This window comes from Xenorhabdus indica (assembly GCF_014467235.1).
Taxonomy (GTDB): Bacteria; Pseudomonadota; Gammaproteobacteria; order Enterobacterales; family Enterobacteriaceae; genus Xenorhabdus; species Xenorhabdus indica.
Genome location: NZ_NKHP01000005.1, coordinates 70911 through 83474, shown reverse-complemented (window position 1 = coordinate 83474; position 12564 = coordinate 70911). Strand labels below are relative to the sequence as shown.

Genomic DNA, 12564 nt, shown 5'->3' with positions numbered 1-12564 from the left:
AATATCGCAATAACAGCACCGATAATGAAACCCAACAGAATACCAGCGAAGATCCAATTGATAAGAGTCATAATTATTTACCTCACGACAGTGTTTTGCTTTGAATTATATAAGGTGTTTAAGGGTTGTCTATTGGTGATAAGGCGTTATAACGGGTTGATTGATGTTAAATAGAATGAATGAAGGTTGAGATTTGTGCTTTTTTGTGGCGGAACAGATAGATTTGCCTTTTTTTTCAGCACTTGAACAAAATTGGAAGGATAAGTGTTGCGAATGGTCTTCTGACAAGTATAATGACCCTCGTTTTCCGAACCCTTCAGTGCCGAAGTGGCGAAATCGGTAGACGCAGTTGATTCAAAATCAACCGCCTTCGGGTGTGCCGGTTCGAGTCCGGCCTTCGGCACCATTCGTTAGTTTCCTAACGTCTACCCAAGTCTACAAACTCCCTGAAAATCCCAATAAGTCAAAAAATTACGTTATTTTGACGTCTACTCCAGTCTGTTGCAATCAACATGTAGCAAGGGGCATAATCTGGGGCACCTACACTTCGATTTTAAATGTGCCCCAAAAATGAAACTAAACGCCCGACAAATCGAGACTGCGAAACCTAAAGATAAATCCTATAAATTAGCGGATGGCGCTGGCTTATATCTCGAAATCACGCCGCGCGGTTCTAAATACTGGCGCATGAAGTATCACCGTCCCACCGACAAAAAAGAAGATCGGTTGGCCTTTGGTGTTTATCCTGCCGTTTCATTAGCTGATGCTCGCGCTAAACGGGATGAAGCTAAAAAATTGCTCGCTCAAGGGATTGATCCCAAAGCAGAGAAAAAAGACGCACAAGCCGAATCAAAGGGTGCATATACCTTTGAACGGATCGCCCGTGAATGGCACGCCAGCAATAAACGGTGGAGTGAAGACCATAGAGACCGAATTATGCGAGGTTTCGAGCAATACATTTTCCCCTACATTGGTACTCTCGATATTCGCGCTTTGCGAACCAGCCAACTGTTAGCACCGATCCAAGCCGTTGATACTGATGGCAAACACGATATAGCCCTGCCAATGATATGGCTGGCACTCTCACCATAGTAAAACCCAAACATCACCCTGCATTGCCTCATGAACGCCTACCTGAATTTTTAACTCGTCTTTCCTGTTACCGTGGGCGCTTACTGACCAAAATTGCAGTAGAACTGACTTTATTAACATTTGTTCGTTCCAGTGAAATAAGATTCGCCCGTTGGGAAGAAATCGATCTTGAAAGGGCTGTCTGACATATACCCGCGACACGAAAACCCATTGATGGTGTTAAGCATTCTCAACGTGGTATGAAAATGAAAACAGAACACATTGTACCGTTGAGTCGTCAGGCTATTTCGCTTATCGAAACTTTGCACAACCTGAGCGGAGAAAGTGGGGTAATGTTTCCCGGCGATCACGATCCAAAGAAAGTAATGAGTGAAAACACCGTCAATAATGCGTTACGTACAATGGGCTATGACACCAAAACAGAAGTTTGCGGACACGGATTCCGCACAATGGCACGTGGTGCAATGGGAGAGTCTGGCCTGTGGAGTGATGACGCAATCGAGCGCCAGCTAAGCCATATAGAAAGAAATAATGTCCGGGCGGCGTATATTCACACATCCAAACATTTGGATGAACGGCGGCTGATGGTGCAATGGTGGGCGGATTATCTGGATGCTAACAAGGAGCAATTTGTAACTCCTTATGATTTTGCCAAACCGTTTCGTGATAGAAAAAATCAGTAGCTTGATCAACGAAAATTTTTTACTTATGGGATAACCAATTACATATTGCATAAAAGAATGACATAAAAAAACAACGCCCCAGTGTGCTGATACACATCTGAGGCGTCTAACCAATGACCGTTATTAGGAGTAACGATGATGGCTGATATACAGCATACCCAAACTCACCCTAAATTTACACATTCAGATAAAACAGGCGGACAAAAACCGCTCGACCTAATCCAATCCGTGAAAAAATCTGCTATGTATCATTGGGAAAATCTTCTACCTGCCTGTGGTGTTGATATTCCCGCAAAAGGCAAACATGGCGCCTGTCCTATTTGCGGCGGTACTGACCATTTTCACTTTATTGATGATCACCATAATGGCAATTGGCATTGCCGCCAGTGTGACGCCCCAAACTATGGCGATGGACTGGATTTAGTGGCAAAAACCAACAGGATCTCGATTACGGAAGCTGCTAAAGTTGTGGCTAACGTGCTGGCGTTGCCTTTGCCAGAATATAAACCAGCCAAAGAAACCATTCAAACAACACAGCCAATTGCCGAAAGAGTAGCGGCACTAATGACGCTAACTGTCGCCGGAGAATCTCCCTATTTAACCGCAAAAGGATTGCATTGTTCTAACCAGCGATTACTGAAAGATGGTTCGTTATTATTGCCATTGATCACACTGGATAAAAAAGTTACAGGTGCGCAGATCATCAAACTGGATGGAACAAAGAAATTACTGTCTGGTAGCCAAAAGAAAAGTGCTTTTATTGCATTATCAAAGTTGGGAGAACATCCAGACACAGTGATCATTACCGAAGGTTACGCCACGGCATTGACCGTTAGCCAATTACATCAAGGCACCGTTCTGGCTGCAATAGATGCAGGTAATTTGTTCTCTGTCGCTCAATCAGTCCGAGAACACTGGCCTGATTCGAAAATCATTATTGCCGCAGATAATGATTGGCATCTTCCCGATGAGTTGGATAAGAACGGTAAACCGAAAAAGAATGTTGGCAAAATTGCAGCAGAAAAAACCGCCAAAATAATAAATGGATGGGTAACGTTACCACCAACTGAGTACAAAGCCGATTGGGACGATTATCGCCAGCAACATGGTGTGGATATGGCAAAGCAGGCTTTTTCTCAAGGGATTTATCAGCCTAAATCGTCAAAGAAAAAAGTGACCATACAGTTTAATGATGCCGAACCTTCAAAACTGACATTATGTCAGATGGGATCCAGCCAACGCGGAGAAGTATTACTGACGCGCTATGATGGAGATTTAGCATTGGATGGCGCTTCGGAAACCGTACATCACTATGACGGCATTGTCTGGCGTCCAGTCAGTGACCGCGATTTAAAACGGGAAATGGTCGCTGCTTTTATGGAAGAGAAACTACCGTACTCACCACATGGTATCAGCTCTGCCGTGGATGCCCTGAAATTACAGCTTCCCATGATGCAACCGCCAGAACGCCACTTAATTGGGTTCAATAATGGTGTGTTTGACCTGAAAACGTGCCAGTTCCGACTTCATCATAAAAGTGATTGGCTATTGCTTGCTAATGATATTCCGTTCAAGTCCCCTGTTTCGGGGGAAACCCTCCAAGACCATGCGCCACAATTCTGGCGCTGGCTTAATCGAGCAACAGCCAATTGCGAAAACAAATTTGATCGGGTACTTGCTGCGTTATTTATGGTGCTGGCGAATCGTTATGACTGGCAACTTTTTCTGGAAGTCACCGGAGCCGGAGGCAGTGGCAAAAGTATCTTTGCCGAAATTTGTTCCATGCTGGCAGGTAAAGGTAATACCGTTTCCGCAAGTATGGCAGCACTGGAAAACTCACGGGAACGGGCGTTGATTGTCGGTTATTCGCTGATTATCCTGCCAGACCAAACTCGCTATGTGGGCGATGGTTCCGGCATCAAGGCAATCACGGGTGGTGATGAAGTTGCTATCGATCCGAAGCACAAACAGCCCTATTCAACTCGTATTCCAGCGGTGGTATTGGCAGTAAACAATAATGCCATGAGTTTCAGTGATCGCAGTGGTGGAGTATCGCGCCGCCGTGTGATTTTCAACTTTTCCGAAGTTGTGCCAGAAAACGAGCATGATCCACTCCTACGGGATAAAATCGCGGCAGAATTGCCTGTTATTATCCGGCATTTGTTGCATCGGTTCGATGATCCACAAGCTGCAAGGCACTTATTGGCAGAGCAACAGAAATCAGCAGAAGCGCTGGATATTAAGCGTGGCACAGATTCACTGGTCGATTTCTGCGGTTATCTTATAGCTTCCCATGAAACTGACGGTTTGTTAATCGGCAATGCAGAAATTATGCCGTTCAATCCCCGTAAATATCTTTATCACGCCTACCTTGCTTAATGAAAGGTAATAACCTGAATAAACCTGTTTCTGTAACTCGTTTTGGTATGGATATGCCGGGCGCACTGGTGGAGTACGGTCAGCATTACCTGCGCAAGAAAAGCAAACAAGGTATTCGTAGCAATCTGAGCCTAGATATTGATGCTGCTATCGAATGGATGCCGAAACTGACAAAGGATAGCCTGCCAGAAGAATAATTTCTTCTGATTATAATCGTTTTCCAAAGAAATATAAAAAAGTGTTCACCACTATTCACCCTATAATTTAAACCAGATATATCAAAATATTACAGGGTGAATAGTTATTTTAAAACTGTTCACAACTATTCATCACTGTTCACCTTATTTTCCGGTTCAAGGTGAACGGTTGGGTGAAGAGTGGTGATGAGTTTGATTTCAAGTCATCACCACTTAATAATATGAATTTAAATAAAAATATTTAAAGGTGAACAGGGTGAACAGTTTTATTACTAATTCTTTAATAGGGGGGTAGATAAAAATTTTTTCTCTGGCAGGTGTTTTTTCGGATCTCTGAGTTCCGGGCTAATACATTAACCCGGTAACTCAGAGAAGACAAGCGTAGCGCGTCAGTGTGGTTTGAATCTATCGTCTTAAACAAAATGTAACACAGGTAACCATATCTATTTGTTTAATATACGATATTAATCACGATTTTCATGCTTTATTGTCACCTATACTAGAATATATAAATAATTCTGGTATATCCTGTCCTGCGGTGTATCAAAAACATGCAATTACTATTGGTAAGATAAAGAATTTTTTAGCTAGGTTGGTTTTAGAACTGGCAAAAATGATAGGGAGGGTTAAATGTGGATTAAGTCATTACTCAATATACTGATAATAACAATTTTATTTATTTTTAGTAATGTAGGATTTATTTCTATTGATTTAACTATAAAAGAAGTAATAACTCTGTGGACAAACAAGGAGTACACCCCATCTGAATTGTCTTTTTTCATTCAGATCACAGGTTATGTAATGCTGGCTAACAATTTTCTGTTTGTCTTATGTGCCACAATATTCTTTTTCCGAAATAAATTAAAGTACAGTTTGAGAATGATTTTTTCTGTCTTCTTAATTGCCCTAATAAATAATATATCTACGTTTATTTACGTCTTAAATTTACCGAATTTTTTTAAATTTATTAAAAATTATGATATGCATTTGGTATTATTTTCATTTCCTGTCTCAATGGTTATTATTTATATTCTTGCAAGGATAAAAAACAAATGAATAATAGGGATATAATCAGACAATCAAGAATTTTAGACAAATTCGACTCTCATACATTAAATATGTATGACACGACTTGTCGGTGGCTACCTAAGGGTGTTTTTTTATGGGTAGAAACAAAGGGTACAGGCCATACATTTATTTCTGTTCATGCCGAAAGTGGAATAAGTGTATTTACCTATGGTCGTTATGCCGATACTGGGCCATTAGGAATAACTGGTGATGGTGTTTTGATTTGGTTGCAAAATAATGAAGCAATAGAATATATGTCAACTGAGCTTTATAGAATGGAAGCTCAAGTTTATAATATTAGAGATGCTGATATTTTTGCAATAACTAGGTATTTTAAAGGGCTATGGTACACAGGTAAAAATATAGGTGGAACTTCCGCACCCGAATCCACTCAGAGATTTGGGAAAATAATTGATACTTATGATGTAACTGGAGTGAATTGTACAACTCACTCCGTTAAAGCACTTAATTTCGCGGGCAGCGCAGTTTTTAAAAGAAAAAATATATTTTCTATCAATTATACTGAGGATTTTACGATCCCGTATTCATTGCGAATATATATGAATGATATTGATACACTTAAGAAAAGCATGATTATCACTGATGTTACATGGAGTTTTAAGCAGCAGATGAGGAATACTAAAGGATTAATTCCTTTAAATGGAGCAGGTAAAGTGCAAGGAGCACTTGGTGTTGGTGCTAAATCTTCGGGTACGCTAGGCACTCAAAGCAGTGGTTATGGTGGTGCTACTTTCGGTGGTTCGTCCGGTTGGAATTACACCCCGAAAGAAGAATAACCCCAAATAATATGATTCAATTATTAATTATATGAAAAGCGCCTGAATAGGTGCTTTTGTTATTATACAATACTTTTATTTAATTAATTTTTTACGGGTATTTATTTAATAGTGTATGCCAAGCATCATATATTCTAGTTTGCATCCTATCTGTCATATTGGTAATTATAACATGATAAAACCATATATTTAAACCTGCTATTCGTATTACGTATTTGTAAGGAAAATAACAGGTAAAACTATATACCTTTTCATAATAGTGAGAGTATCAGCATGCGGCGTTCCTTACCCCGCGTGTCACGCGGGGTAAGGAGTACTCCTATCATTTTGAAAAGCTATTTAGGGTAAATATCAAAAAAATAAACAATTTTTCTTATGAGTTAACTTTTATATCTTGGTAGCAAGTTGATCATAGCCAAGTAATGTTGCTGGATTAAATGATTCGTGCTCCCATCTAGGTAACCTTTGTATATTTGTTTTATATTCGAGTATTAATTTTTCTAAATCTGAAGGTTTATCTATTAAAAGAATACACTTCATCTTATCGAAGTATGTTTTCGAGGATGCTCTAGCAAATACTTCTAAAGCACCGTAAAAACGATTAATATATATACCAGTATTTGGAAACCAACGGTTGTATAAATCACCTTCTTGAATTTCTGATCTCATGAATAGGATAAAATCAGCTTGTATTAGATAATTGAATTCAATACCTGATTGCTTGCTTCTTTGTTTTAGAAGATCTGCATGTAAGGATAAACGTCTTAGTTCTAATCTATTGTTTCTGTGCTCTAGAGACTCTATATGTTCGCGAAATACCTGATATCCAACCATTGTATTTCGTCCAAAATCTACTTTTCTACCTACATAATATTGCTGTATTAGCAACTGGTTTAACGCTGTAAATCTTTCATGCTTTATGAAAATAGCAACTGCATATAAAAATAGTTCATGAATGATAAACTTAAAATTATCAAAATCCCATGTGTTCCAGCTATTAACATTTTCTGGCCGACTCATATATGGAATCAAAGATTCAAAGAAATGGTGAAGTTTCAGTATATTTTCTTCTGTGGGTGCATATTGAGCTATTACAATAAATAATGAAATTACTTCGTTTCTATAAGGAATAAACTTTTCAATGTTATCGATAACTTGATCGTCAAACTTACTATCTTTTTCTTTATTGAATATTCTGAATTTTTCAAGGTTACTTACAATGGTGGTTAAATATTCATCAATTGCGCCTGATGCAAATGGCTTATTGTCTTTGATGGCAGAGATAGCTCTCTTATAATTGGCTGTTGTTCCAAGTGATATTCCATTTGATTCATCTAGAAATGATGGCCTCTTACCTATTTCAGGCCTAATGTAAAGAGGCTTATCGTAAATCCAACGCAATAGCTTTTCAAAGTTATCTACATAGTTATCTGGCTCACTCAAATCAATATATATACGTGACTTATAGTATGTTGGTAGGTATGGTTTACCTAGATCATCTTTCTCAGCAATGATTGCAACAAACTTGCCTTGATCCTGATTTTCATATACTTCACGCGAAATTATTTGTGTTTCAGTACCAACACCACCAGACCTGCCATCAGCTCTAGATGCATAAACTTCATCACAGATGATAGCCACTTTGGTTATGTCTTGATCTGTAACCATTCTTTCCATGAAGGCAAAGGAATCCTGACCCTCTTTTAAATCCCATTTATCAAGAATTACATGAACACCAGACTCGGTTAGCTCATTAGCTAGTGCGATTACCCATTGTTCATGAGTTGGAGTAGACCAGCTATAAGAAATAAATAATTTTGGACTGTCCATCAATACGTGATTCCTTAATTAATCTTAACTGTAGTCATTAAAGTACATACCTTATCATAAAGCTTGTAACCTACTGATGCTAGGTATTGTTCTTTCATCTGTAAGTTGCTTTGCAATTTGATATTCCTCATGTTTTAACTAGCAAATGAGAAGTGCTGAACGCAATATTTAACATGAGAATAAATAGAATAAAAAGCTATGAAAAACCTATAAATGAGTTAGAGAAAATGGTTAGAGTTGAGAACACTGTGAAATCAGAATTAATAGGTAGATTAACAAATAGGAAGTTGACCCTGCCTACCAATAGCCGTTAATATCTTGCCTACATCAGTGATCCATCGCCTGCAAGGATCAACATTGAACGGCGAAACAAAACTCCCGTAGCCTGAAAGGGATAGCAAATATTGCGGTACATCTGTGCACCTTTGGAAGCAGATATTGCCAAGGATGAACACTCTAACCTGTTCGGCAATGAAGGTTTCTTAAACGAAAAAATACACCCAAAAGGTGTTTTTATATTGCCAATCAAGTGTAATGAACATTAGGTCATACACTTATCTTTTATATCAACATAAACCTTATTTTTCTTTATCTTCAATGAATAACAGGATGGCTTTAGTACATCCGGTTCATACTTATCACGATCGATCACCGTCTGAAATATTCAGCGGACAATTTTTCTACATATAAGCATTTAACTCATTACTACCGTTTGATTCTTCATCTTGCGGCATTTTGCGGTACCTACTGGCATTTCAATGTTCGCACTGCTTTTGCTAACCGTTCACGGAACTCAAGGCGTCACTTTTTGCGGATTTACCGCTGAAAGTGACGCCGCAGCAAAAGGACAACACAACCCTGACAGGCTTTGGCCTAATTAACCACACAGTGAATCTGACACTGCATTTTATAGAGATAGTATCAAAAGGAGAACTTGACGATATCGAGGCTGGCTTTTAGCCGGTGGGGATGACCTGTTCATACAGGCGGCAGTACCGCGTACTCAACCGATACCCCGCAACACCTCAACTTGCGTTCACTCTGGCGCACAGATATCGATCAAGGGCAAGACTGGTATTTTCTGTTTTGCCAGTATGGTCGCGCGCCAGAGATTGCATGTTGTTAGATATAAATAGAGCTGATTGATTAAAGAATTGACCGTATTCGAAACGCTGGGTGTTATGTTGAATGAGTTTATAGTCATTAAACTTAGTCGTTCGGTTATTGAGTCCGATAATACAATCAGTTAAAGTATTCCCGCCATTGGCAAAATCCAGTGGTCAAGGTTTTGCAGCCTTGAATGTATCCCACTGGTAGGAAATTTCTACCAGTGTGTCTGCTATCGCCTTTTCAATGGTGGTTCAGGCAGGGGAGGTTTCGGCCTCACCGGTTGGATACATCCGGTCTGCAAACCCTGTCTGAATCGCCACCATCAATATTAATTAATGGAAGGGGTAGCAGGAATGAATAACAACATCAGAAATGATTGGCATCAAGCCGATATTATTGCTGCACTGCGTAAGCGCGGTACAACCTTAGCGGCTGTTTCTCGTGAATCTGGACTCAGCTCATCTACACTGGCAAATACTCTCAGTCGTCCGTGGCCGAAAGGCGAATGGATTATTGCTAACTATCTCGAAATACATCCCTCTGAAATCTGGCCCAGCCGCTATTTTGATTCGTATGGTGAATTGATTGAGCGCAAGGTTCGGGATAAATCATAAAAATAATTAGTTCCATTTGAAAATCATCGGGAAGATAGCCGTAACGGGGTATCTTCTCACTGGTAGAAACATCTGTAACTTTCATCTCAATGCTTCCAGACGAAATACATCGTAACTTTTCACAAGGTTGGAACGTTTGGTGTACTGACCTCTATAACACATCTAATTCTTATTTTTCTTTGGTACTCATGTTGTTCTGTGAGTTTTTGTGCTGAGGATTTTTCGGTGGGGTAATCGGTGGGGTAATTCTAAGTAAAAAGGCACTTTCTACATAGTAAAAAGTGCCAATTTAACAACATGTTACTAGACTAGGGTTAGTTCATGCCGTATTTTTTCAGTTTCTTACGCAGAGTACCGCGGTTGATTCCCATCATCAGCGCTGCGCGGGTTTGGTTACCACGGGTGTATTGCATCACCATGTCCAACAGTGGTTGCTCTACTTCAGCCAGTACCAGCTCATACAGGTCATTAACGTCTTGACCGTTTAGTTGAGCAAAATAGTTCTTCAGTGCTTGTTTAACTGAGTCACGCAGAGGTTTTTGAGTTACCTGATCTTGTGAATTAACAGTAGCAACGGTTAGTACATCAGAATTTACGCGTTGTTCGAACATAGTTCTGTCAGCTCTTTTCTTTATTTACGCAAAAATTTTCGAAGTATGCTTCCAACACCTCCAGCTGTTCGCTGGCATCCTCAATGGTGTTGAATGAGCGCCGAAACTGGTCATCAGGAGCATGTTCCTTGAGATACCAAGATACATGTTTACGTGCAATACGAACTCCCTTGCCTTGACCGTAAAAGTCGTGCAACTCTCGTACATGCTCGCTCATCAAACGCTGCACCTCGCCAAGAGGCATCGGTGGCAGCAATTCTCCTGTTTCCAGATAATGCTGGATTTCCCGAAAGATCCAGGGTCTTCCCTGAGCAGCACGGCCTATCATCAGGGCATCAGCCCCGGTGTATTCAAGCACTGCTCTGGCTTTTAGCGGGTCAGTAATGTCGCCATTAGCAATAATTGGAATGGCAACAGTCTGCTTAACTGTCCGAATGTTGTCGTACTCAGCTTCGCCATTAAACAGACAGGCTCGAGTCCTGCCATGAATTGTAAGAGCTTGAATACCACAACGTTCAGCCAATTGGGCAATTTCTACACAGTTCCGTTCTTCCGGTGACCAACCTGTACGGATCTTCAATGTAACAGGTACATCAACCGCATTGACTACCTCAGAAAGGATTTTTTGGACCAGTTCTGGATAACGCAGTAATGCAGAGCCTGCCAATTTACGATTTACCTTTTTGGCTGGGCACCCCATGTTGATATCGATGATCTGAGCACCATTGGCGACGTTGATTTTCGCCGCTGTTGCCATGTCATCGGGATCACTACCGGCAATTTGTACAGAACGCACTCCGGGTTCGTCGCTATGAACCATACGTAGCCGGGATTTATCTGTCTTCCAAACCTGAGGGTTGGAAGAAAGCATTTCTGAAACTGTCATACCTGCACCCATGGTATAGCATAATGATCGAAACGGGCGATCCGTTATGCCAGCCATAGGGGCAGCAATAAGACAGTTTTTCAACTGGTATTGTCCGATACGCATAGGCGAAGAAAGAGTGGCCAACTGTGACTAAGGGCGCGTATATTACGCATTTTTCACGAGATATGAAAGGCCAAACTTTGAGCGAAACGACATTTATAGCAGAATTTTTCCAGTTGATTTTTTCAAACTTGGTTTATTATCCTTAAATAACATGAAGTTATGTGTTTTTGATGAAATTTATTGTTCCCTGCATTTATCATGATAAATAGAACGTATTAACACCAATTGACCCACCAAGGATTTATTTTAGTGGATAATCTCGTTTTTCAATAGGTATTTATTGATTATTTTTTAACCCCGGTAATGCGACACCATTCTTCTTGTTCTGCAATCGGATCGATAATAAATTCATTACCATAGGCTTCAGCAACACCTTCTGCCTGACTTGCCAATACCCCGGACAAGCCTAATAAGCCACCTGATTTTGGTAGTGAGCCAATGATAGGTGCCAGTTCACGCAGCGGGCCAGCCAGTATATTGGCAATGACAATGTCACATTCTAAGTTGTCAGGTTGCTCTTTAGATAAATAGAGCGTTAGTTGTTCGGAAACACCGTTGCGTTCTGCGTTATCCCGGCTTGCCTGAATTGCTTGAGGGTCAATATCAATGCCGATAGCATGTTTAGCGCCAAGTTTCAGGGCTGCGATGGCCAAAATGCCTGAACCGCACCCAAAATCGATCACTGTTTTACCTTCCAGAGCAAGACCATCCAACCATTGCAGGCAAAGAGATGTGGTTGGGTGTGTGCCTGTTCCGAATGCCAGGCCCGGATCTAGCATGACATTAACGGCATCAGGATCCGGAACTTCCCGCCAGCTTGGGCAGATCCACAGGCGATGACCAAAACGCATTGGGTGAAAGTTGTCCATCCATTCACGTTCCCAGTCTTTATCTTCCAGTTGTTCAATTTTATGGATAAATCCTTTACCAAGTTGAGGAATCTGTTCTAGCTGGCTGATAACCGCTTTCATATCGGTTTCAGCGTCATACAGACCGATCACATCGGTATCTCCCCATAAACGGGTTTCCCCCGGCAGAGGCTCAAAAATCGGTGTATCGTGGCTGTCTTGAAAAGTAACAGACACTGCGCCACTTTCTATTAGTTCATCACCAAGTGCTTCAGCTTGCTGTCCTGTAGTGTTTAATCTTAGTTGTATCCAAGGCATAAAAATTCTCTTTAAAACGGGATAAG

The 12564-nt window shown here is 40.6% G+C and carries 6 protein-coding genes, 1 tRNA gene and 2 pseudogenes; 5 read left to right on the top strand and 4 right to left on the bottom strand.

From position 1 onward, the window contains the following. Positions 1-321 precede the first annotated feature (321 nt). The 4 genes and pseudogenes from Xind_RS05740 to Xind_RS05725 all read left to right on the top strand — a co-directional run bounded on the left by Xind_RS05740 (position 322) and on the right by Xind_RS05725 (position 6216). Positions 322-406: transfer RNA gene (locus Xind_RS05740), tRNA-Leu, on the top strand. Positions 407-570: 164 nt separating this feature from the next. Beyond that, positions 571-1775, top strand: a pseudogene (locus tag Xind_RS05735) (tyrosine-type recombinase/integrase). A gap of 243 nt (positions 1776-2018) precedes the next feature. Next, positions 2019-4351: pseudogene (locus Xind_RS05730) on the top strand (toprim domain-containing protein). Between the two features lie 1052 nt (positions 4352-5403). Further along, positions 5404-6216, top strand: coding sequence for a hypothetical protein (locus tag Xind_RS05725; RefSeq protein WP_187649640.1), 813 nt, complete (start codon positions 5404-5406; stop codon positions 6214-6216). 387 nt (positions 6217-6603) lie between these two features. Here the strand turns inward: Xind_RS05725 and Xind_RS05720 are convergent, their stop codons facing one another. Next, complete coding sequence (locus tag Xind_RS05720) at positions 6604-8046, bottom strand: SEFIR domain-containing protein (RefSeq protein WP_047685989.1); 1443 nt, start codon at positions 8044-8046, stop codon at positions 6604-6606. A 1463-nt stretch (positions 8047-9509) separates the two neighbouring features. Between Xind_RS05720 and Xind_RS05715 the strand changes: the two genes are divergently transcribed. Next, positions 9510-9770 carry a helix-turn-helix domain-containing protein gene (locus Xind_RS05715; protein WP_187649639.1) on the top strand — a complete coding sequence of 87 codons (261 nt, stop codon included), beginning with the start codon at positions 9510-9512 and terminating at the stop codon, positions 9768-9770. Positions 9771-10084: 314 nt separating this feature from the next. On the opposite strand, the gene fis is transcribed toward Xind_RS05715, so the two are convergent. From fis to prmA, 3 genes are all read right to left on the bottom strand, one after another. Beyond that, on the bottom strand, positions 10085-10381 hold the full coding sequence (fis, locus tag Xind_RS05710; RefSeq protein ID WP_010847912.1) for a DNA-binding transcriptional regulator Fis: 297 nt from the start codon (positions 10379-10381) through the stop codon (positions 10085-10087). Between the two features lie 7 nt (positions 10382-10388). Further along, entirely contained in the window at positions 10389-11372 is a 984-nt protein-coding gene (dusB, locus tag Xind_RS05705) for a tRNA dihydrouridine synthase DusB (RefSeq protein WP_047681938.1), read from the bottom strand. 284 nt (positions 11373-11656) lie between these two features. Beyond that, on the bottom strand, positions 11657-12538 hold the full coding sequence (gene prmA, locus Xind_RS05700) for a 50S ribosomal protein L11 methyltransferase (protein WP_047681941.1): 882 nt from the start codon (positions 12536-12538) through the stop codon (positions 11657-11659). Positions 12539-12564: the final 26 nt, after the last annotated feature.